This is a genomic window from Variovorax sp. Soil_C_39, from assembly GCF_057656815.1.
Genome location: NZ_JBDGJQ010000002.1, coordinates 80,170 through 100,579, shown reverse-complemented (window position 1 = coordinate 100,579; position 20,410 = coordinate 80,170). Strand labels below are relative to the sequence as shown.

16 protein-coding genes are annotated in these 20,410 nt (G+C 69.2%); 9 read left to right on the top strand and 7 right to left on the bottom strand.

Features of this window, described 5'->3' with window-relative positions:
- Positions 1 to 31: 31 nt before the first annotated feature.
- Positions 32 to 832, bottom strand: coding sequence for an SDR family NAD(P)-dependent oxidoreductase (locus tag AC3A6J_RS04495; RefSeq protein WP_487858715.1), 801 nt, complete (start codon positions 830 to 832; stop codon positions 32 to 34).
- A 257-nt stretch (positions 833 to 1,089) separates the two neighbouring features.
- Here AC3A6J_RS04495 and AC3A6J_RS04490 point away from each other — a divergent pair, with 257 nt between their 5' ends.
- A complete protein-coding gene (locus tag AC3A6J_RS04490; protein ID WP_487858714.1) occupies positions 1,090 to 1,692 on the top strand; it encodes a cysteine hydrolase family protein in 603 nt (200 codons plus the stop codon).
- A gap of 30 nt (positions 1,693 to 1,722) precedes the next feature.
- Entirely contained in the window at positions 1,723 to 2,115 is a 393-nt protein-coding gene (locus AC3A6J_RS04485; protein ID WP_487858713.1) for a VOC family protein, read from the top strand.
- Between the two features lie 12 nt (positions 2,116 to 2,127).
- Here AC3A6J_RS04485 and AC3A6J_RS04480 read toward each other — a convergent pair whose 3' ends face one another.
- Positions 2,128 to 2,442: a plasmid stabilization protein gene (locus tag AC3A6J_RS04480; RefSeq protein WP_487858712.1), complete on the bottom strand. Its 315-nt coding sequence runs from the start codon at positions 2,440 to 2,442 to the stop codon at positions 2,128 to 2,130.
- A 212-nt stretch (positions 2,443 to 2,654) separates the two neighbouring features.
- Between AC3A6J_RS04480 and AC3A6J_RS04475 the strand changes: the two genes are divergently transcribed.
- Positions 2,655 to 4,436 (top strand): thiamine pyrophosphate-requiring protein, encoded by a 1,782-nt coding sequence (locus AC3A6J_RS04475; RefSeq protein WP_487858711.1) that lies wholly within the window; start codon positions 2,655 to 2,657, stop codon positions 4,434 to 4,436.
- 281 nt (positions 4,437 to 4,717) lie between these two features.
- Here the strand turns inward: AC3A6J_RS04475 and AC3A6J_RS04470 are convergent, their stop codons facing one another.
- Positions 4,718 to 5,161 carry a hypothetical protein gene (locus tag AC3A6J_RS04470; RefSeq protein WP_487858710.1) on the bottom strand — a complete coding sequence of 148 codons (444 nt, stop codon included), beginning with the start codon at positions 5,159 to 5,161 and terminating at the stop codon, positions 4,718 to 4,720.
- A gap of 175 nt (positions 5,162 to 5,336) precedes the next feature.
- Between AC3A6J_RS04470 and AC3A6J_RS04465 the strand changes: the two genes are divergently transcribed.
- On the top strand, positions 5,337 to 5,768 hold the full coding sequence (locus AC3A6J_RS04465) for a hypothetical protein (protein WP_487858709.1): 432 nt from the start codon (positions 5,337 to 5,339) through the stop codon (positions 5,766 to 5,768).
- Positions 5,769 to 5,780: 12 nt separating this feature from the next.
- Entirely contained in the window at positions 5,781 to 6,035 is a 255-nt protein-coding gene (locus AC3A6J_RS04460; protein ID WP_487858708.1) for a hypothetical protein, read from the top strand.
- Positions 6,036 to 6,049: 14 nt separating this feature from the next.
- Here the strand turns inward: AC3A6J_RS04460 and AC3A6J_RS04455 are convergent, their stop codons facing one another.
- Positions 6,050 to 6,916, bottom strand: coding sequence for a c-type cytochrome (locus tag AC3A6J_RS04455; protein ID WP_487858707.1), 867 nt, complete (start codon positions 6,914 to 6,916; stop codon positions 6,050 to 6,052).
- Positions 6,917 to 6,993: 77 nt separating this feature from the next.
- Here AC3A6J_RS04455 and AC3A6J_RS04450 point away from each other — a divergent pair, with 77 nt between their 5' ends.
- The 4 genes from AC3A6J_RS04450 to AC3A6J_RS04435 all read left to right on the top strand — a co-directional run bounded on the left by AC3A6J_RS04450 (position 6,994) and on the right by AC3A6J_RS04435 (position 11,339).
- The gene (locus AC3A6J_RS04450) at positions 6,994 to 7,368 is read left to right on the top strand and encodes a c-type cytochrome (protein ID WP_487858706.1); all 375 of its coding nucleotides are present in this window, start codon (positions 6,994 to 6,996) and stop codon (positions 7,366 to 7,368) included.
- A 5-nt stretch (positions 7,369 to 7,373) separates the two neighbouring features.
- The gene (locus AC3A6J_RS04445; protein WP_487859337.1) at positions 7,374 to 8,327 is read left to right on the top strand and encodes a cytochrome c oxidase subunit II; all 954 of its coding nucleotides are present in this window, start codon (positions 7,374 to 7,376) and stop codon (positions 8,325 to 8,327) included.
- Positions 8,324 to 10,867 carry a cytochrome c oxidase subunit I gene (ctaD, locus tag AC3A6J_RS04440; RefSeq protein ID WP_487858705.1) on the top strand — a complete coding sequence of 848 codons (2,544 nt, stop codon included), beginning with the start codon at positions 8,324 to 8,326 and terminating at the stop codon, positions 10,865 to 10,867. The genes AC3A6J_RS04445 and ctaD overlap by 4 nt, the downstream gene beginning before the upstream one ends.
- A 133-nt stretch (positions 10,868 to 11,000) precedes the next feature.
- Positions 11,001 to 11,339 carry a PRC-barrel domain-containing protein gene (locus AC3A6J_RS04435; protein WP_487858704.1) on the top strand — a complete coding sequence of 113 codons (339 nt, stop codon included), beginning with the start codon at positions 11,001 to 11,003 and terminating at the stop codon, positions 11,337 to 11,339.
- Here the strand turns inward: AC3A6J_RS04435 and AC3A6J_RS04430 are convergent.
- Genes AC3A6J_RS04430 through glgX form a run of 3 tightly spaced genes read right to left on the bottom strand, consistent with a single transcriptional unit; the run spans position 11,327 to position 20,398 of the window.
- Complete coding sequence (locus AC3A6J_RS04430) at positions 11,327 to 16,384, bottom strand: malto-oligosyltrehalose synthase (protein WP_487858703.1); 5,058 nt, start codon at positions 16,382 to 16,384, stop codon at positions 11,327 to 11,329. The genes AC3A6J_RS04435 and AC3A6J_RS04430 overlap by 13 nt on opposite strands.
- Positions 16,377 to 18,239: a malto-oligosyltrehalose trehalohydrolase gene (treZ, locus tag AC3A6J_RS04425; protein WP_487858702.1), complete on the bottom strand. Its 1,863-nt coding sequence runs from the start codon at positions 18,237 to 18,239 to the stop codon at positions 16,377 to 16,379. The genes AC3A6J_RS04430 and treZ overlap by 8 nt, the downstream gene beginning before the upstream one ends.
- Complete coding sequence (gene glgX, locus AC3A6J_RS04420) at positions 18,236 to 20,398, bottom strand: glycogen debranching protein GlgX (protein ID WP_487858701.1); 2,163 nt, start codon at positions 20,396 to 20,398, stop codon at positions 18,236 to 18,238. Before glgX ends, treZ begins: the two co-directional genes overlap by 4 nt.
- Between the last annotated feature and the right edge of the window lie 12 nt (positions 20,399 to 20,410).

Genomic DNA, 20,410 nt, shown 5'->3' with positions numbered 1-20,410 from the left:
GAAGAGGGTGTCCATGGCATGCGCCCGTTCGTCAGCGGCTCGCGGCCGTGCCGGGCTCCGCCATCCGGCGGTGCTGCTTGGCCAGCAGCTCCGAGGGCGTGATGTTGGCGACCACCGCCTGGAACTTGTTCTTCCAGCCCGCGACCACGTCGCCCTCGCCCTTCATCATGGCGTCGAAGCCGATCTTCGCCACCTTGGCAGGATCGGCCTTCCTGTCGTCCTGGCCGACCTTGGTGTCGAGCATGTCGGCGCGCTCGAAGAACTCGGTGTCGGTCGGGCCGGGCATCAGGCAGCTCACGGTCACGCCGCTGTCCTTGAGTTCTTCGCGCAGCGCGAACGAGAACGAATCGAGGAACGCCTTGGTACCGTTGTAGACGGCCTGGAAGCTGCCGGGCATGAAGCCCGCAATCGAACCGGTGATGAGAATGCGGCCTTCGCCGCGCGCGCGCATGGCGCCGCCGACACGGTGGACCAGGTAGAGGGTGCCGGTCACGTTGGTGTCGAGCACGTGGCGCGCATCCGCAAAGCTCTGGTCGAGGACCGCATGGCCGAGGCCGCGGCCCGCGTTGGCGAGCAGCGCGTTCACCGGCCGCTGCCCGGCGGCGGCAAGCAGGCGGTCCACGCCCTCGGTGTTGGAAAGATCGGCCTGCACCGGCTGCACCTCGACACCGCGCGTGCGCAGCTGGACGGCTGCGTCTTCGATTTCGGGCTCGTCGGCCGCGATCAGCAGGTCGAAGCCCTCATTGGCGCAGCAGCGCGCGAGTTCCAGGCCGATGCCCGAGGAGGCGCCGGTGACGATCGCAAAAGGTCGATTGAAAGCGGAAGTGTTCATCGGGAAAGCTCCTTGTGAACGGGGACGAAGGACAGACAGCACAAGTCAGGCATCGCTCGGGTCCATGGTTGAGCAGCTTCGGCCCGCGCGGGGCGGGATATCCCGCGAGCTTGTGAAAGCGGCCTCCTACGCGTGCCGCAGCCCCTGGGGGGACGGCCGCAACTTGCGTGATCACGCGCGGCTCTCCTACGGGGCCGCCGCGGCCCGTTGGCCATCGTGCGACCAGCGCCACTATCGACCGACGACCTCGCCAGCCCATGGCTTCCGCTCCACCGCCTGTCCTCGCTTCCGAACCCGCCGCCGGCCAGACCGCCTTGCTGATCATCGACATGATCAGCGTCTGGGATTTTCCCGACGCCGAGAAGCTGCTGCCCGGCGCCCTTTCGATCGCCCGCCCGATCGCAGCGCTCAAGGCGCGCTGCAGCCGTGCCGGCGTGCCCACCATCTACGTCAACGACAACCGCGGGCGCTGGCGTTCGGACCTGCGCAGGCTCGTCGACATGTCGCTCGAGGCGGGCGGCGCGGGCGCCGAGATCACCTCGGCGCTGCTGCCCGGCGAAAGCGACTACTTCGTGCTCAAGCCCAAACAATCGGCGTTCTTCGCGACCCCGCTCGAACTGCTGCTGTCCTACCTGAAGGCCCGGCGGCTCATCGTCACCGGGGTGGCGAGCGACCAGTGCATCTGGGCCACTGTGGCGGATGCCGGCATGCGCGACTTCGACGCCGTGGCGCCGCGCGATTGCGTGGCCACGCAGTCGCGCGAGCGCAACGAACGCTTCCTGCGCCAGGCCGCAGAGGCCTTGCGAGTTCCGACCACGCCCGGCCCACGCATCCGCCTGCCCGCTGCGCGCCGCCGCTGAGCAGCCACGAAGAACCGGAGCTTCCCATCCATGTTCGCGCACATCCAGCTCGGGGTCCACGACCTGCGACGCATGACCGCGTTCTACGACGAGGTGCTGCGCCACGTCGGCATGGTGCGCTTCACCGACCTTTCACGCGTTGGCCCGGCCGGCGTGCTGTGGCGCCACCCGGGCACCCGCTGGCCGCAGTTCGTCATCCACCATCCGTTCAATGGCTTGCCGGCGACCGCGGGCAACGGCTCGCAGGTGAGCTTTCTCGCGCGCTCGCACGAGGCGGTCGATGCGGCATGGCGAGGCGCTTTGTCGCGCGGTGCCACCGATGCAGGTGAACCGGGGCTGCGGCCGCGCTATGCGGCCGACTTCTACGCGGCGTATTGCATCGACCCCGAGGGCCACAAGCTCTGCTTCGTGCATACGCCCTGACAGGCTCCGGGTTCAGCCGCTTCGATGCTCCGCATTCCGCTTCCGCGTGGCGGCGGCCTTCTTCGCCGATGCCGAGCGCTCCGCCGCCGTGCGCGACGCGGTCGCAGGCCCGCCCTTGTGGCCGCCCTTGCGCGACGGTGCATGGTTCTCGGCCTTGCCGCGGCCGCTGCCGCTCTTCTTGCCGCCGCCGGTCTCGGCGTTGACCGTGGACCAGGCACGCCGCTCGGCCTCGCCCTTGCCAACGCCGCGGTGCTCGTAGCTCTCCTCGATGTGCTCGGCCTTGCGTTTCTGCTTGTCCGTGTAGGCCGACTTGTCGCCTTGGGGCATGACTTTGCTCCTTTTGCATGAACAAGGTTTCATCGTGCGCGCCGCACGAGCACGTCGGGTCGGAAGACGCTGGGGACGGGCGTGGGAGAAGTCTGGCGACCGCTCTGCCGCCGCCTGTGGGACTGCGCCGACGGAACCTGGGGCCGGTTGAACGACAGCCACGCGCGCCGCCCGCGCCGAGCATGGACGGCCGACAACATGGAGTGCCAATGATGAAGCAGACGGTCAGCGATTTCGTGGTCCAGCGGCTGCACGACTGGGGCGTGCGGCGCATCTACGGCTACCCCGGTGACGGCATCAACGGTCTCATGGGTGCGCTCGACCGTGCCGATGGCGCGATCGAGTTCGTGCAGAGCCGGCATGAGGAGCTTTCGGCTTTCATGGCGTGCGCGCATGCCAAGTTCTCGGGCGAGGTGGGTGTCTGCCTCGCCACCTCGGGCCCGGGTGCCATCCACCTGCTCAATGGCCTCTACGACGCGAAGCTCGACCACCAGCCGGTGGTCGCCATCGTGGGCCAGCAGAAGCGCAGCGCACTCGGCGGCGACTACCAGCAGGAGGTGGACCTGGTCTCGCTGTTCAAGGACGTGGCGCACGAGTTCGTGCAGATGGCCACCAGCGCCGAACAGGTTCGCCACCTCGTCGACCGCGCGATGCGCATTGCGCGCGACCGCCGCGCCGTGACCTGCGTGATCTTTCCCAACGACGTGCAGGACCTGCCCGCGGTGCCGGTGCCGCCACGCGAACACGGCACGGTGCACAGCGGCATCGGCAGCACGGCCATTGCGCAGGTGCCGAACGCGATCGCACTCGGGCGCGCGGCGGAAATCATCAACGCCGGCCAGAAGGTCGCGATCCTTGCAGGCGCGGGCGCCCTGCACGCCACCGACGAATTGATCCAACTGGCCGAGCACCTCGGCGCCGGCGTTGCGAAAGCGCTGCTCGGCAAGGCCGCGGTGCCCGACGACCTGCCCTTCGTGACCGGCGCGATCGGCGTGCTCGGCACGCGGCCCAGCTCGCGCATGATGGAAGAGTGCGACACCCTGCTGATGATCGGGTCGTCGTTCCCCTATGCCGAGTTCCTGCCGCCCGAAGGCCAGGCGCGTTGCGTGCAGATCGACGCCGATCCGCGCGCCATCGGCCTGCGCTACCCCACCGAGCTGGGCCTGGTCGGCGACAGCCGCGCCACGCTCGCGGCCCTGCTGCCGCTGCTCGATGCGAAACCGCACGGCCCCTGGCGCAGTGGCATCGAGGCCGACGTGGCGAAATGGTGGCGCGTGCTCGAGGCGCGCGCGCACGTCGAGGCCTCGCCGCTGAACCCGCAGCGGGTGTTCTGGGAACTGTCGTCGCGCTTGCCCGAGCGCTGCATGCTCACCTGCGACAGCGGCTCGGCCGCCAATTGGTATGCGCGCGACGTCAAGCTGCGGCGCGGCATGAAGGCCAGCCTCTCTGGCGGACTCGCCACCATGGGCCCGGCGCTGCCCTATGCCATCGCGGCCAAGATGGCGCACCCCGACCGCCCCGCGGTCGCGATGCTCGGCGACGGCGCGATGCAGATGAACGGACTGAATGCGCTCATCACGCTCGCGCGTGTCTGGCGCAATTGGCGCGATCCGCGGCTCGCGATCATGGTGCTCAACAACCGCGACCTCAACCTCGTGACCTGGGAACAGCGTGTGCTCAGTGGCGACCCCAAGTTCGATGCCTCGCAGCAGCTGCCCGACTTTCCTTATGCGCGCTTCGCCGAGATGCTCGGCCTTGCCGCGGTACGCGTCGACACGCCCGAGGCCATCGCCCCCGCATGGGAAGCTGCTTTTTCGGCCGACCGACCGATGCTGCTCGAGATGGTGACCGATGCGGCCGTGCCGCCGCTGCCGCCCGACGTCTCGCTCGCACAGGCCAAGGCCTACTTCTCCGCGCTATGGCAGGGCGACCCGGAAGCGATGCGCACCATCAAGGCGACCGCGCGGGAATACTGGGCCAGCGTCACCGCCTGAACGCCCGCCGGCGGCTCACTGCAGCCTAGGGCCTGTTAACACTACGCAAGGGGATCGCGTTGCTTCGCCAAGGGGCTGGCTGCAAGGCGCCCGCGCGCAGCAAGGCTGGCGCCTTGCAAGCGCGGGCAACGCCGCAGACGGCCCCTTGGCGGAGCAACCCGGAGGGAAGCTCGCCACAGCCCGCCCCTCGGCGTTGCGCTCCTTGTGCGTGCGGACGCACGCACGGCGTCACGCGCCTTGATGGGCGGGCTGTGGCGAGCTTCGCGACCCCTTGCGTAGTGTTAACAGGCCCTAGGCCGGACGCCTTGGCGGCGGGCCCGCTCCGATTCGGAAGCGACGCGCGACAGGCATGCGTTGCGCTCATCGCCTTCGTGTGCATTGCACTTCTCGCGCGCGATCTCGTGGTCCACGCCGGCCTTTGTGTCGGCCAGCCGGCGCTCGTTGGCCTCGCTCGGGTTTCGCTGGTGTGCAAGTTCGGCCAGCGCAATCTTCTCGCGGCCCTCGGCTTCCTTGCGGCACACCGCACGCTGGTTGCCGGCCTGGGTTTCGCACCGCTCCAGCGCGGCCTTGCGCTGGGCATCGATGCGCTGGCGCGCGACGCCGTCGTCGATGGTGGCCGGGTCGATCTCCGCGGGACGCGGCTGAACGTCCTGCTGCGCCACAGCCGGGGGCGCCGCCGCCGAGAGCGTGGCAACGCAGACAAACAGGTGAATTGAAAGCTTCATGACGAACTCCTGTGCGTTGCCCATGGTAGGACGGACGCGCACAGCCCTCACGTCAGCATGTGCTTACGGCTGCTTCGACAGGCGTCCTACCATGGCGGTCATCCCGACTTCTATATTGATTTCGACGGCGGATCCTCGCTTTCAAAAACAAACCCCCGCCGCCAAGGAGATCACCATGAAGAAACTGCTGATGATTTGCACCGCAGCATCCTGCCTGGCAATGGTCCAGGTGCATGCGCAAGTGACCACCGGGCCGGCTGCGGCCACCGATCCCGCCATGGCCGAACACAAGGCCGCACGCGACAAGATCTCGGCCGACGCCAAGGCCGACAAGGCGGCCTGCGACGCCATGAAGGACAACGCCAAGGACGTCTGCATGGCCGAGGCCAAGGGCAAGGAAAAGATCGCCAAGGCCGAACTCGATCAGAAGCAGAGGCCCAGCGATGGCAATGCACGCAAGGTCGCGGAGGCCAAGGTCGACGTAGCCTACGACGTCGCCAAAGAGAAGTGCGACGACCAGAAGGGCGATGCGAAGGATGCCTGCGTGAAGCAGGCCAAGGCCGATCAGTCCAAGGGCAAGGCCGATATCAAGGCCATGAAGAAGTAAGCAGGGGCGCCCTTGCAGTCGCTCGCCATCCCGGAAGCCCTGCGCGCGCAGCTCGCCGCGGACAATCTCCTGGCCATCAATTCGCATGGCCAGGAGGTTCTTCACGGCCTCGACTTCGCGGAGTCGCAGTTGCTCGTCGACTGCCGGGGCCAGCCGCCGGCCGATGCCGTGCTGCGCGATCGCTGCGCCGAACTCGTCGTCAAGCACGAACGCGCCCGGCTGCGCATCGCCACCGTCGACGACGAAAGCACTGCCGGCAAGTTCTGACTCCCTGCCCCCTTTCAGCGCAGCGTGCCCAGGTACGCTGCGATGTCGCGCGCATCCTGCTCGCTCACCCCCATCTCGGGCATCGCTGAACGCGGGTCGACCTCGTGCGTGTGGCGCAGCCAGCGCACCATGTTCTCGGGCGTGTTGGGCAGCTTTCCAGCAATCAGCAGGCGCTCAGCGATGCCTTCGAGCGGCGGTCCCACGTGGGGCGATGAACTCGTGATGCCGGGGATCGTGTGGCAGGCGCTGCAGGCATATTGGTGCAGCGCCTGCGCCCCGCGCCGAACGTCGCCCTCTCCGGTCGGCGGCGCATCCTGCGCACGCCCGCAGGCCAAAGGCGAAGGCGCACCCTGCGCCACCACCGTGGGCGCCGCGCGCACGGCTTCGGCATATTGCTGCGGCGACAGATCGGGCAGCCGTCCGAGGAAAGCGACCACCGCCCAGAGTTCGTCCTCCGTCAACCGGTGCTCCCAGGCCGGCATGCCGCTCATCTTGATGCCGTGCTTGGTGAGCCAGTACAGCTCGCGCGGCTTCCAGCGCGCGGGCGCGTCCACCAGCGGCCCGGGCAGCGGCTGCATGCTCTTGCCGATGTCGTTCTGCGCCACACCGGGTGCACCATGGCACTGCACGCACTTGTCGCGATAGCAGGCCGCGCCGTGCACCAGCAGGCGCTCGTCGTCGAGATTGGGTGGCTCGATGCCGCGCGCGCGCAGCCGCACCGACTGGTGCATGGCGGTCTCGAGCAGGGAGTACACCGGCTGCGTGTGCTGCGAGGTGGCCGAGACGTCGTAGAGCCCGCCGAACACGACCAGCGCGCCCGCCGCGGCGCCGGCGAGGCCCAGCGCGGCCAGGGTGAGGAGAACGGTCTTCGGTGCACGCATCGATCGCGGCATTGTCCGACGCACACGGGCGCCGCCTTGTCGGCGCAAGCCGCGTCTCCGTTTGCACAATGGCGGGCATGTTGGCTGCCCCTTCCTGCCGCGCGGTTCGTGCCTGTGCCCTGCCCGTGCTGGCGCTGCTGGCCTGCGGCTGCACGCTGGCCGCCTCATCGGCGCAGCAGCTCGAGCGCGGCCGATCGCTGCTGGCCCAGTACCAATGCGGCAGCTGCCACGCCATTCCCGAGGTGTCGGCCGCGCGCGGCCGCATGGGCCCGACGCTCGCCGCCTTCGGACGCCGCAGCTACATCGCCGGCGAGGTGCCGAACGGCCCCGCCGCGCTCGCGCGCTGGATCGTCGCCCCGGCCGAACTCGTGCCCGGCACCCTGATGCCCGCCATGGGCGTGTCGCCTGCCGATGCGCGCGACATGGCAGCCTACCTGCTCAGCCTCGAATGAGCGCGATGAACGGTACCGTCGAAGCTCCGACCCAGTCCGCGCTGCGCGCCGCCGGCCCCGTGGCCGACACGCTGCTGCAGGTGAGCGTGGTGCTGGCGGTCGGCGGCACGCTGATCTTCGCGGGCGTCATGCTGCTGCTTGTGCTCGCGGTGCGGCGCCGCGGCGGCGGCCAGGTGAACGCACGCTGGTGGCTCGTGGGCGGCGGGCTGGTGTTTCCGACCACCGTGCTGGTCGCGCTGTTCTTTTACAGCGAGTGGCATCGTCCGCCCTGGCGCCCGGTGCCGCCGGCGGATGCGCTGATCGTCGGCGTCACGGGCCACATGTGGTGGTGGGAGGTGCGCTACCGCGACCCCGCCAGCGGCGCCGAGGTGGTCACCGCCAACGAAATCCGCATCCCGGTCGGACGGCCGGTGTACTTCGGACTCAGTAGCGCCGACGTGATCCACAGCTTCTGGGTGCCCTCACTCGGCGGCAAGATGGACATGCTGCCCGGCCGCGTGCAGCACCTGCTGCTGCAGGCCGACCGGCCCGGCACCTGGCGTGGCCAATGCGCCGAATACTGCGGCGAGCAGCATGCGCGCATGGCGCTGCACGTGGTTGCCGAAGCGCCCGAAGCCTTCGATGCGTGGCTCGCGGCGCAGGCGCGGCCGGCCGCCGCACCCGCTGCGCCTTCGGCCGAGGTCGAGCGCGGGCGCGAGGCCTTCCTCGCGCACCGCTGCAGCGCCTGCCACACCGTGCGCGGCGTGAGCGAGGAGCGCGGCCTCGGCCCCGACCTGACGCATGTGGGCAGCCGTCTCCACCTGGGCGCCGGCACGGTCGCCAATTCGCCCGGCGAACTGGCACGCTGGGTCGCCCACACGCAGCAGCTCAAGCCCGGTGCGCAGATGCCCTCGTCGGGCCAGCGCATCGGCGACGCCGACCTCCACGCCATCGCAGCCTGGCTTGCCCAACTCCAATGACGAACGACGCATCCGCAGCAGCATACGCAGAACCGCCGAACCCGCAGCCGCGCCCCGCGGACGAACGCGAAGCGCTCGAACGCACCTGGGCACCGCCGCGCGGATGGCGCCGGCTCTCGGCGGTCAACAACACGCACATCGGCGTGTACTACATCGCCACGGCCATGTTGTTCTTCGTGCTGGCCGGCATCCTGGCGCTGCTGATGCGCACGCAGCTCGCGGTACCCGACAACGACCTGATCGACGCAGGCACCTACAACCAGCTCTTCACGATGCACGGCACCGTGATGATGTTTTTGTTCGCGGTGCCGATCGTCGAGGCCGTGGCCATCTACCTGTTGCCGGGCATGCTCGGTGCGCGCGACCTGCCCTTTCCGCTGCTGTCGGCCTATGCGTTCTGGGCCTATGCGATCGGCGGCATCGCGTTCTTCTGCACCCTCTTCTTCGGGCAGTCGCCCGATGGCGGCTGGTTCATGTACCCGCCGCTCACGGGCAAGGAATTCTCCCCGGGGCGCGGCGCCGACTGGTGGTTGCTGGGCATCGGCTTCATCGAGATTTCGGCCATTGCGGGCGCCATCGAGCTGATCATCGGCATTCTCTTCACGCGCGCGCCCGGCATGAAGCTGATGCGCATGCCGATCTTCGCCTGGGCCATGCTCGTGAGCGCGCTGATGATCGTCATCGCTTTTCCGGCGGTGATCGCGGCCACCATGCTGCTCGAACTCGAGCGCGCATTCGACTGGCCCTTCTTCATCCCCGCGCGCGGCGGCGATCCGCTGCTGTGGCAGCACCTGTTCTGGTTCTTCGGCCACCCCGAGGTCTACATCATCTTCCTTCCCGCGGCGGGCATGGTCTCGATGATGGCTGCCACGCTCGCGGGCACGCCGCTCGTGGGGCACCGCGCCGTGGTGCTGGCGCTGATCGGCGTCGGCGTGGTGAGTTTTGCGCTGTGGGCGCACCACATGTTCACCGCCGGGCTCGGGGAGCTGTCGCTCATGGTGGTGTCGGCCGCGAGCTTCATCGTCGCCATCCCGAGCGGAGTGCAGGTGTTCGCCTGGATCGCCACGTTCTGGCGCGGCCGCGTCACGCTCAATGCGCCGACGCTGTTCCTGCTCGGCTTCCACTTCATCTTCGTGCTGGGCGGCCTCACGGGCGTGATGGTGGCGGTGCTGCCCTTCGACTGGCAGGCGCACGACAGCTACTTCATCGTGGCGCACCTGCACTACGTGCTGATCGGCGGCATGGTGTTTCCGGTTTTCGCGGGCTTCTACTACTGGGCGCCGCTCTTCAACGGCCACCGCCTTTCGGAGCGCTGGGGCCGCTGGGTGTTCGGCCTCATGTTCGGCGGCTTCAACCTGACCTTCTTTCCCATGCATTTCGCGGGGCTGCTCGGCATGCCGCGACGCGTTTACACCTACGACGCCGGCCTGGGGTGGAACACGCTCAACATGCTCTCGACCGTCGGCGCTTACATCCTGGCCGCAGGGGTCTTGATCTTCATCGTGGACGTGGTGCGCACGCTGCGGCGCCCCGAGCAGGACCATGGCGACCCATGGCGTGCCGGCACGCTCGAATGGCTGCCGCCGCGCGAATACGGCGTGCGCAGCATTCCGCCCGTGGATTCGCGCTATCCGCTCTGGCAGCGGCCGACGCTACCGCAGGAGGCCGAGGCCGGCCGTTTCTGGCTACCCGGCACGGTGTTCGGCGGGCGCGAAACGCTGGTGACCAGCGTGCTCGCGGCGCGCCCGATGCACTTGCTTCGGCTGCCGACCGACAGCTGGTGGCCGCTCCTGGCGGCCGCCGGCACGGCCGGCTTCTTCCTTCTGCTCACCGTTTCGCAGGCGCTGCCTGCCCTCGCCTGCGGCGTGCTCGCGGTGGTGTGCATCATGCGCTGGCTCTGGGATTCCGACCAGCCGCCGCCGGTCGCCACCGCCGACGTCGGCCACGGCGTGCACCTGCCGGTGGGCGCCAGCGGCGCGGCGTCGCATTCGTGGTGGGCGATGGTGGTGCTGATCGCGGTCGACATGACCATCTTCGCTTCGCTGCTCTACACCCATGTGCACCTCGCCATGGCCAGTGACGTGTGTCCGCCCGCAGGCGCGGCGCTGCCGGCTTCACGCTGGCCGGCCGGCGCGGGGCTGCTGCTCGCTGCGGGGTCGGTCCTGATGCTGGTGGCCACGCGCTCGCTCGGCTCCGCGCAAGCTCGCGGCCAGCGCTGGCTGAGGCTCTTCGTCGCGTTGGCGGTCGCCTGCGCGGCAGGCGCATCGGTGCTCGAGATCGTCGGCCATCTGCAGGCCGGGCTCGACCCGCGCGCGCAGGGCTGGAGCGCCTCGGTCGGCATGCTGCTCGGCTACCAGGCCTTCCACGTCGCGGTGCTGGCGCTGATGGGCGGCTATGTGCTGGCGCGCTCATGGACCGGCAGGCTGCAGCCGGTGGCGCGCGCCACGCTCGACAACACCGGCCTCATGTGGCATTGCGTGACCGTGCAGGGCATCCTTGCCGCGGCCGCCGTGCAGTTCGTGCCGCGCTGGCTCGGGTGACGGCCGACAGCCTCCTACACCACGACGATCCACCAGCCGATGCGGCTGGATTCTTTCGCGCGGAGAGTGAAGGGTCTGGGCATTGCAATCAACGCCGGCATTTCCCAGGCATGCTGGCCGGAGACTTCCTTCCATGACAAGCGCGAACCCTGTCATTTCCTCGGAGCGTGTCGAAGGCACCACCGTCTACAACACCGCGGGCGACAAGCTCGGCACCATCGACGAACTCATGATCGACAAGATCTCGGGCCAGGTCTGCTACGCCGTGATGGAGTTCGGCGGCTTCCTCGGCATGGGCACCGACCGCTATCCGATCCCGTGGTCGATGCTGAAGTACGACACAGCCCAGGACGGCTACGTCGTGCCGCTCGACAAGACCCAGATCGAAGGTGCGCCGCGCTATGCGAACGACCGCGTGCCCGAGTACGACGATACGTACAAGGGCACTGTCGACAAGTACTACGGACTGTAGAACACGGCCCAAGGCATGCGCGCGAAAGCCACATCGAGCTGAATCTCGCCACCGTTCGGCGCCAGGGCCTGCCCGGTCAGCACGTTGTCGAGTTCAGGCTTGTCGAAGCCTTCGGGCAGCAACACCCGCGTGCCGCGCCATGCCGCGGCATCGGGGAGCACCGGCGCCGCACCCCCGGTAGCCGGGCGCGCAATGCCGGTGAACAGCCGCCCCGCAAGAACGATCAGTGTGCGGCCCTCGTGTCGGCGCGCGAACGCAACCACGTGCCCGGCGAGCGGCCCCTCGACGGTGAGTCCCTCGTAGCCGCCGAGCTTGAACAGGTCGGGGTCGCCGCGCCGCAGCGACAGCATGCGCCAGATGAACCACAGATTGGCGCGGCCGTCGTGCGGCGCGGCGGCCAGGGCCTGCAGCTGCGCGGGGGCGTCGGGCGTTGCGGCAGCGGCGACCAGCGTGTTCAGGTGGCCGCGGCGCAGGTCGTAGTCGACCGGCCGGCGGTTGTCGGGGTCGACCAGGCTCAGGTCGATGAGCTCGCTGCCCTGGTAGAGATCGGGCACGCCGGGCGAGCCGTACTTCAAGAGGGCCAGCGTGAGCCCGTTCCAGGCGCCGTACCACGACAGCCGATCGGCCAGCCGCTGGATGTCGGCCAGGCATCCACCGTCGGACAAGTCCGAGAGTATCTTGTGCACCAGGCCCTCGAGCGCCTTTTCGTAGGCTTCGTCGGGCTGGGTCCACGCCGTGTGCTGCTTGGCCTCGCGCGCCGCCTTCTGCATGTACTGCTGGATGCGCGCAGTAAAGGCGGGCGCGGTCTCCGCATCGAGCCCACCGAAGGGCAGCGCGCCGAGCAGCGTCTGGTAAAGCAGGTACTCGTGGGCGCGCGACGGTGAATCGGGCCCCTCACCGCACAGCGCATGCCAGCGCGCGAGCGACTCGCGCCATTCGCGCGGCATTTCCGACAGCACGTCGATGCGGTTGCGCACCCCTTCGGAACGCTTGTTGTCGTGCGTCGAAGTGGCCAGCATCGTATGCGGCCAGCGCCGCGCGCGGTCGGCGCTCAGGGCATGGAACTCGTCCACGTCGAAACCGAACTGGTCGGGCTCGCCACCGACTTCGTTGAGCGCGCTGAGCGGGAAGTAGCGGTAGAAGGCAGTGTCCTCCACGCCCTTGGCCGTCACCGGCGCACTGAACTGCTGGAAGCGCACCGCGAAACGGCGCACGCGCTCGGCCAGCGCCGCCGGGGCGCCTTCCACGGCCTCGCCGCGCAGCGACTGGCGCACGAAGGCGAACACCGAGCGGTCGGCATCGCGGCTCTGGCGCTCGGCTTCGCGCGTGGCCACGTCGATGAAGTGCGCATCCTGCTCGGACGGCGCGTCGACGATGTAGGTGCGGTAGACCGGCATGCATTCCGCCACGGCTGCGATCGCGCGGCGCAGTGCATTGAGCGTGTAGTCGCGCGTGCTGCGGTCGGCCCGCGCGATGCGCAGCAGCTCGGTGGAAAGCACGTTGAGCTCGGACGACAGCGCACTGCGCATCACCTCGTGCTTGCCCTCGCGCGCGAGCGAATGGAAATCCTGCGTCTCGCGCGTGAAGTCGTGCCAGGTCTTGCGCAGCGCATCGGCCGCGCCGGTGTCCACCAGCACGCCGTTGGCCACGTTGGCGAAGCGGTAGCCGGTGGTGCCGTGCACATGCCATTCGAGCGGCACCTCTTCCTCGGCGGCGGCGATCTTCTCGGCGACGACGTAGAGCGGGCGCGGGGGGCGCCCATCCGGACCGGTTGGCGGCAGCGCAAACCCGGCGCGGCGCGCATGCCCTTCCTGCAGCTGCAGGAAGTAGCGCGCCGGGTCATAGAGGCCGTCGGGGTGGTCGATGCGCAATCCGTCGACGACGCCGGCGGCGGTGAGTTCGAGCGCGAACGACTGGGTCGCCTCGAACACCTCTTCGCGCTCCATGCGTACGGCCGCAAGGTCGTTGATGTCGAAGAAGCGCCGGTAGTTGATCTCGTCCGACGCGACGCGCCAGTAGGCAAGCCGATACGCCTGAACGTCGATGAGCCGGTGGAGTGCGTCGCGGGCTTCTTCCGAGGCCATGTTGAGCTCCGCCACCGCGGCCAGCACGGCGCGCGCGACGGGTGGATGCGTCTCGGCCAGCGCTGCGAGCCGGGCCTTGAAGAGTGCGCTGTCGCGCACGCGCTCGGTGCGCTCCGCCGGCCCCGACACGCTGCGACCCGGCAGGTGCCCGAAGGCTGTCGACAAACTCGCGAGCTCGGCCGACAGCGTCGCATCCGCCAGGTGCGGCACCGCCCGCGCGAGCACGGCGGGATAGGTCTCGGGCGCCAGCGGGAAGCGGTGGTCGTAGTAGCGCACCGCCAGCGTGCCCTCGGCCACCTCGAAGTGCAGCACCAGTTCGCCGCCCTCGAGGATCTCGCCGTAGTGCCCGCCGAGCACCGGCAGCAGCACCTTGCCGGCGAGCTCGGCGTTGAGCGGCTGCCAGTCGATGTCGAAGTGCTGCGCGAACGGCGAAGCCGGCCCGTTCTCGAGCACGTCCATCCACCAGGCGTTGTCGGCGCCGAGCACGCCCATGTGGTTGGGCACCAGGTCGAGCAGCTGGCCAAGGCCGTTGGCCTTGAGCGCCGAGACGAAGCGTTCGAAGCCTTCGGCACCGCCGAGCTCGGGATTGACCTCGGCATGCGCCACCACGTCGTAGCCGTGCGTGCTGCCGGCGCGGGCGCGCTGGATCGGCGAGCAGTAGACATGGCTCACGCCGAGCTGCGCAAGGTACGGCAGCACTTCGATCGCATGGTCGAAGGTGAAGTCCTTGTGGAACTGCAGCCGGTAGGTCGCGCGCGGCACGCGCGCCTCGGGCAGCGGTGCGGGCTCGTTGGACACCGTGCTGCGCCGCGGCCGCGCGGCGCGCAGGCACTCGGCAAGCCCCTGCATCGCATCGCTCGCGGCGAGTGCCTGCACATTCGACGGAAGCTTGCGCCGCCAGTTGGGATGGGTGTCGATGGTGCCGGGCAGGTTGGCCTGGTCGATCTCGCCCGCCACGTCCTCGAGCTGGAACACCATCAGCGCCGAGGGCGCCTTGGCCAGGAAGGCGTGCACGGCCTGCATGACGCGCAGCGACGGCGTCGGCTGCGCGAGCGCCTGCGCCGCTTCGTCTGCCGTCAGCAGGCCTGCCTCGCGCACCGCGAGCATCAGGCGGATGCGCTCCTGGGCACGGTCGAGCAGCTGCGCGTCGAAGAGGCCCGGTTCGGGGAACAGGTCGAGCGAGAGCCGCAGCCGCAGGTCTTGCCCCGTCCACCAGCCGGCCAGCGTGGCGAGGTCGTGGGTGCTGACCGCCACGAGCGCGGCCGGAAGATAGTCTTCAGGCGGCGTGAAGCTGCCGTCCGGCTGCTTCTCGAAGTACATCAGCCGGTACGAGAGCACGTCGGCGCGCGCGAGCGCCTCGCGCATCGCGTCCTCGACGGTACCGAGGTCTTCGCCCACCACCATGCAGCCGTGCCGGTGGCTTTCGACGGCCACGATGGCGAGCATCTCCTCGACCTGGTAGCGCACGTAGGCGCCGTCGCGGGCCGAGCGGCCGGGCGGAATCCAGAACAGGCGCATCAGCCCCATGGCATGGTCGATGCGCAGCGCGCCCGCATGGCGCATGTTCGCGCGCAGCATCTGGACGAAGGGCGCGTAGTGGTGCGTGCGCAGGCGGTCCGGGCGCATCGGCGGCAGGCCCCAGTTCTGGCCCGCGGGATTGAACTCGTCGGGCGGCGCGCCGATGCTGGCACCGGCCGCGAAGCATTGCTGCGCGGTCCAGACGTCGGAGCCGCCGCGGTCGGCCGACACGGCCAGGTCCAGGTAGAGCCCGATGCCCATGCCGAGCGCGTTGCAGCGCTGGCTGGCCCGGGCCAGCTGGCTGTCGGCCACCCATTGCAGGTACTGGTAGTACTGCACGCGCTTGGCGTTCTGCGTCGCGAAGGCCTGCACCTCGGGCGCGTCGAGCTGCCGGTAGGCCTCGGGCCAGGCCGGCCAGCCCCAGCAGCCGGGGTCGGCCGCGGCAAAGTGCGCCTGCAGCGCCTCGAAGATTGCATGCCGGCGCAGCGCCTGGCCATGCGCGGCGACGAACGCAAGGAAGGACTCGCCGCGCTCGTCGACCGCACCGCCCGCCGTGAGATGCTGCGCGCGGAAATGCTCGAACAGCATCTCCATGACCTCGGCCTTGGCCTCGGCGACGCCGGCGTGGTCGACCAGCGGCTCGGCGCGCAGCGCCGCGAGGCGCGCCTGGAACACCGGCGAGGCCACGCGCTCGCGCGCCACCTCGCAGCCGGCAAATTCCTCGACGGCCTCGACGTCGATGTACATCACGTTGAGCCACTGCCGCGACGACGGGCTGTAGGGGCTCGCGCGCAGCGGGTCGGTCGGGAACAGCGCATGCAGCGGGTTGAGCCCGACGACGTCGGCGCCCTGCTCGGCCATGCTGCCGATCAGCGTCTCGAGATCGCCGAAGTCGCCGATGCCCCAGTTGCGCGGCGAGCGCAGCGCATAGAGCTGGATGGCGGGGCCCCAGACGCGGCCACCGTCCTGCACTGCGGGCGGGCGGTAGCAGCGCCCTGGCGACGCGACGACGAGCATCTCGCCGTCGAGCCCGTCGATCTGCAGCCAGTGGTAGCCCGCGGCGAGCGCGGGCGCCAGTTGCAACTCGCGGCCGCCGCCGGGCGCCGGCTGCGGCTTGGCATCGCCTTCCTGGGTGCGGCCCGCCTCGTCGCGCAGCCGCCAGTGCAGCGGCCCATCGGCCTGCGCCCGGGCGAGCGGCAAGGTCACGCGCCAATCGGACATGTCGGCCGGAACCACCTGCACGGGCGCAATGGCGGCGTCGTCTGCGGGGGCTTCAACGGCCGCCGCATCGGCAACCACACCGAGTTCTGCCAGCAGCGCAGCCAGGCTTTCGGGCGTGGCGTGCTGTTCGATTCCGAATGCGTTGGTATAGCTGGGGTCGATGCCGTAGCGCCGGCACAGCCGTTCGAGCGCAGCACTTGCGCCGTGAGTCAGTTCATCCACCAGCGATATCCTCCAGCGAGGCGTAGACGCCTCCGCGTTCAAGCCTCAGGCGACCGGCGGCCTCTGCCGCGACGCTCATTTTGTAGACTGCCGCGCCGGGTGGCGTGGCGGTTTCCGTGGCTGGCTCCGTGCCCAGGTGCGCGACGAGGTGCAGGCGCTTGGCCGACGCGCCCGCAGCGCCACCTGTGCGGGCGAAGTCCCAGCGGACCTGCACCAGGCCGTCGTCGCAGCTGTAGCTGCCGGCACCCTGCGAGCCCGCGAAGTGCGGCACCAGCAGGCGGTGGCGGGCCTCGAGCAGCTGCTGCATTTCGCACAGCCGCGCAAAGTGCGGCTGCGTGCCGCGCTCGCGCCAACGCAGCTTCGACGCCAGGAAGGTCTGCTCGGCGTTAGGGTCCGGAATGCGGGCGCGCGCCGCTTCGTCGGCAAAGGCCGCGAAGCCGCCGAACTCCGCGCGGCGGCCAGCCGACACGGCGGCGGCCAGCTCGGGCCCGAAATCGCAGAAGTACAGAAACGGCGTGGACGCGGCGAACTCGTCGCCCATGAACAGCATCGGCACGTGCGGCGAGAGCAGCAGGCATGCGAAGGCGCCGCGCAGCAGCACCGGGTCGCCGAAGGCATGGATGCGGTCGCCGAAGGCGCGGTTCCCGACCTGGTCGTGCGTCTGCAGGTACGAGACGAACGCGGTCGACGGCAGCGCGGTGCTCGGCTCGCCGCGCAGTTCGCCGTCGCGGAACGGCGAAGCCTGGCCCTGGTAGATGAAGCCTTCGGCCAGCGAGCGCGCGAAGTCGCGCGCGGGTGCGTCGGCGTAGTCGACGTAGTAGCCGTCGCGCTCGCCGGTGGTCAGCACGTGCGCCGCATGGTGCAGGTCGTCGTTCCACTGGGCGGTGCCGGCCAGCGGATGCCCACCCTTTCCGCGCAAGAGCAAACGGGCCTGGTTGGCGTCGTTCTCGAGCACCAGGTGCACCTGCCGCTCGCGCGCGGGGCCCGCATCGAGCGCCTCGCGAATCTCCTGCACGATGTGCTTGGGCGAACCGTCGCGGATGGCGTGGATCGCATCCATGCGCAGGCCGTCGAACTGGAACTCCTCGATCCAGTAGAGCACGTTGTGCACGAAGAAGTCGCGCACGGTGCGCGAACCCGGCCCGTCGAAATTGATCGCCGCGCCCCAGGGCGTGCGCTCGGCGGCATTGAAGAACTCGGGGCAGCTCGCATGGAGATAGTTGCCCTCGGGCCCGAAGTGGTTGTAGACCACGTCCAGCAGCACCATGATGCCGAGCGCATGCGCGGCGGCGACCAGCCCCTTGAGATCGTCGGGCGAGCCGTAGCTCGCGTCGGGCGCGAACTGCAGCACGCCGTCGTAGCCCCAGTTGCGGGAGCCCGGAAAGTCCGCGAGCGGCATCAGCTCGATCGCGGTGATGCCGAGTTCCGCCAACTCGGTGAGCCGCTCGCGTGCCGCCTGGAAGGTGCCTTCCTCGGTGAAGGTGCCGATGTGGAGCTCGTACACCACGGCCTCGTGCCAGGGCCGGCCGCGCCATGCGGCATCGGGCCAGTCGAAGCTCGTGGGGTCGACCACCCGGCTCGGGCCGTGCACGTCTTCGGGATTGAAGCGCGAGGCCGGGTCGGGCATGGTGGTGCCGTCCGCGAGGCGCCAGGCGTAGCTGTCGCCAGCACGCGCATCGGCCAGTGTGGTGCGGTACCAGCCGTCTGCTCCGCGCGAGAGCGCGTGCGTGGCCGCAGCGCCACCCGCGGGCCTGTGCACCAGCGAAACGCCCTCGGCCGAGGGCGCCCAGAAGGCGAAATCGACACCAGCGGCATGGACCGTGGCACCAAAGGGCATGCGGTGAATTCGTTTCATGGTCGGACGTCCGGACGGCTCAGCACCACGAGCGAGCGGCACTGCAACGGGTAAGCGGGCTCGGACCAGGCCGGCGCATGCGCCGCCACGTCCTCGGTAGCGAGCGGCGGCGAGCCGCTGGCGGTGTCCACCAGCAGGCGCCAACTGCCATGGCGCGACGCGGGCAGCGTGAACGCGATCTCGTCATGGTGCGCATTGAAAAGCACCAGGAAGTCATCGTCGTGCTGCGCCTCGCCGCGGGGACCGCGGTCGACGATGCCACCGCCCGGGATGTACATCGCAATGCAGCGCGCATTGCCATCGTTCCAGTCGTCGGAGCTCATTTCGCCGCCGTCGGGCCGCAGCCACACCACGTCGGTCACGCCGTCGGCTTCCCTGGGCGTGCCCGCGAAGAAGCTGCGCCGGCGGAACGACGGATGCGAGCGCCTGAATGCGATGAGCCGCTCCACGAAAGTGACGAGCGCCTGGCGCTCGGGCGTGGGCGTCCAGTCGATCCAGCCGATCTCGTTGTCCTGGCAATAGACGTTGTTGTTGCCGTTCTGCGTGTTGCCGCGCTCGTCGCCGGCCAGCAGCATCGGCACGCCCTGCGAAAGCAGCAGCGTGGCGAGCAGGTTGCGCTTCTGGCGCTCGCGCAGGGCCACGATCTCGGCGTCGTCGGTGGGGCCCTCGGCACCGCAGTTCCACGAAATGTTGTGGCTGTTGCCGTCGCGGTTGTCCTCGCCGTTCGCCTCGTTGTGCTTCTCGTTGTAAGAGACGAGGTCGTTGAGCGTGAAGCCGTCGTGCGCGGTGATGAAGTTGATGCTCGCGGTCGGCCGCTTGCCCGACCAGCCATAAAGATCTTCGGAGCCGGTGAGCCGCTTTCCGACTTCGCCGATCAGTCCGCCATCGCCCTTCCAGAAGCCGCGCATGCCGTCGCGGTACTGATCGTTCCACTCGGCCCAGCCGGCCGGGAAGTTGCCGACCTGATAACCGCCGTGGCCCAGGTCCCAGGGCTCGGCGATCAGCTTGACGCGGTTGAGCGTCGGGTCCTGGCGAATGGCGTCGAAGAAGCCGCCGAGGTTCTCGACCTTGCCAGCCTCGCGCGCCAGCGCCGAGGCGAGGTCGAAGCGGAAGCCGTCGACGTGCATCTCCTCGACCCAGTAGCGCAGCGAATCCATCACCAGCTGGAGTGCCCGCGGATGCTCGAGGTTGACGGTGTTGCCGCAGCCCGTGAAGTCGTCGTAGTAACGCCGGTTCTCGGCGTTGATCATGTAGTAGGAGGCGTTGTCCACGCCGCGCATCGACAGCGTGGGGCCGAGCTGGTTGCCTTCGCAGGTGTGGTTGTAGACCACGTCGAGGATCACCTCGATGCCTGCCGAGTGCAGGGTCTTGACCATGGTCTTGAACTCCTTCACCTTGCCCGACGCGCTGTAGCGCGTCTCGGGCGCGAAGTACGCGAGCGAGTTGTAGCCCCAGTAGTTCTGCAGCCCCTTCTCGGCCAGATGCCGGTCGTTCAGGAAACTGTGCACCGGCAGCAGCTCGACGGTGGTGACGCCCAGACGCTTGAGGTAGTCGATGACGGGCGCGCAGCACATGCCCGCATAGGTGCCGCGCAGTTCGGACGGCACATCGGGATGGCCCATGGTGAAGCCGCGCACATGCAGTTCGTAGATCACCATGTCCTGCCAGGGCACCGAGGGACGCCGGTCGTCGCCCCAGGTGAAGGCGGTCTCGAGCACGCGGCCCTTAGGCATGAGTGGCGCGCTGTCCCGGCGGTCGAACGACAGGTCTTCGCGCTTGCTGCCCACCGTGTAGCCGTAGAGCGCATCGCCCCAGCGCAGCTCGCCCACCAGGTCCTTGGCGTAGGGATCGACCAGCAGCTTGTGCGGGTTGAACCGGTGGCCCTCCTCGGGCTTGTAGGGGCCGCGCACGCGGTAGCCGTAGGCCTGGCCGGGACGGGCTTCGGGCAGGTAGCAGTGCCACACGCCGTCGGTGCGCTCGCGCAGCGGAATGCGCTGGATTTCATGGCGGCCCTTCTCGTCGAAGAGGCACAGCTCCACGCCTTCGGCGTGCTGCGAGTAGATGGCGAAATTGACGCCCTCCCCGTCCCAGTTGGCGCCCCGGGGATAGGGGCGCCCCGGCCAGACGGCCGTGATCGAGGTGTTTTTGCTGCGAGTCATCGAATGGATTGC

What these genes read in the sequence shown, in the direction of transcription:
- AC3A6J_RS04495 (WP_487858715.1), bottom strand. Translation starts at nt 832, where the DNA reads ATGAACACTTCCGCTTTCAATCGACCTTTTGCGATCGTCACCGGCGCC.
- AC3A6J_RS04490 (WP_487858714.1), top strand. Translation starts at nt 1,090, where the DNA reads ATGGCTTCCGCTCCACCGCCTGTCCTCGCTTCCGAACCCGCCGCCGGC.
- AC3A6J_RS04485 (WP_487858713.1), top strand. Translation starts at nt 1,723, where the DNA reads ATGTTCGCGCACATCCAGCTCGGGGTCCACGACCTGCGACGCATGACC.
- AC3A6J_RS04480 (WP_487858712.1), bottom strand. Translation starts at nt 2,442, where the DNA reads ATGCCCCAAGGCGACAAGTCGGCCTACACGGACAAGCAGAAACGCAAG.
- AC3A6J_RS04475 (WP_487858711.1), top strand. Translation starts at nt 2,655, where the DNA reads ATGAAGCAGACGGTCAGCGATTTCGTGGTCCAGCGGCTGCACGACTGG.
- AC3A6J_RS04470 (WP_487858710.1), bottom strand. Translation starts at nt 5,161, where the DNA reads ATGAAGCTTTCAATTCACCTGTTTGTCTGCGTTGCCACGCTCTCGGCG.
- AC3A6J_RS04465 (WP_487858709.1), top strand. Translation starts at nt 5,337, where the DNA reads ATGAAGAAACTGCTGATGATTTGCACCGCAGCATCCTGCCTGGCAATG.
- AC3A6J_RS04455 (WP_487858707.1), bottom strand. Translation starts at nt 6,916, where the DNA reads ATGCGTGCACCGAAGACCGTTCTCCTCACCCTGGCCGCGCTGGGCCTC.
- AC3A6J_RS04450 (WP_487858706.1), top strand. Translation starts at nt 6,994, where the DNA reads ATGTTGGCTGCCCCTTCCTGCCGCGCGGTTCGTGCCTGTGCCCTGCCC.
- AC3A6J_RS04445 (WP_487859337.1), top strand. Translation starts at nt 7,374, where the DNA reads ATGAACGGTACCGTCGAAGCTCCGACCCAGTCCGCGCTGCGCGCCGCC.
- ctaD (WP_487858705.1), top strand. Translation starts at nt 8,324, where the DNA reads ATGACGAACGACGCATCCGCAGCAGCATACGCAGAACCGCCGAACCCG.
- AC3A6J_RS04435 (WP_487858704.1), top strand. Translation starts at nt 11,001, where the DNA reads ATGACAAGCGCGAACCCTGTCATTTCCTCGGAGCGTGTCGAAGGCACC.
- treZ (WP_487858702.1), bottom strand. Translation starts at nt 18,239, where the DNA reads ATGAAACGAATTCACCGCATGCCCTTTGGTGCCACGGTCCATGCCGCT.
- glgX (WP_487858701.1), bottom strand. Translation starts at nt 20,398, where the DNA reads ATGACTCGCAGCAAAAACACCTCGATCACGGCCGTCTGGCCGGGGCGC.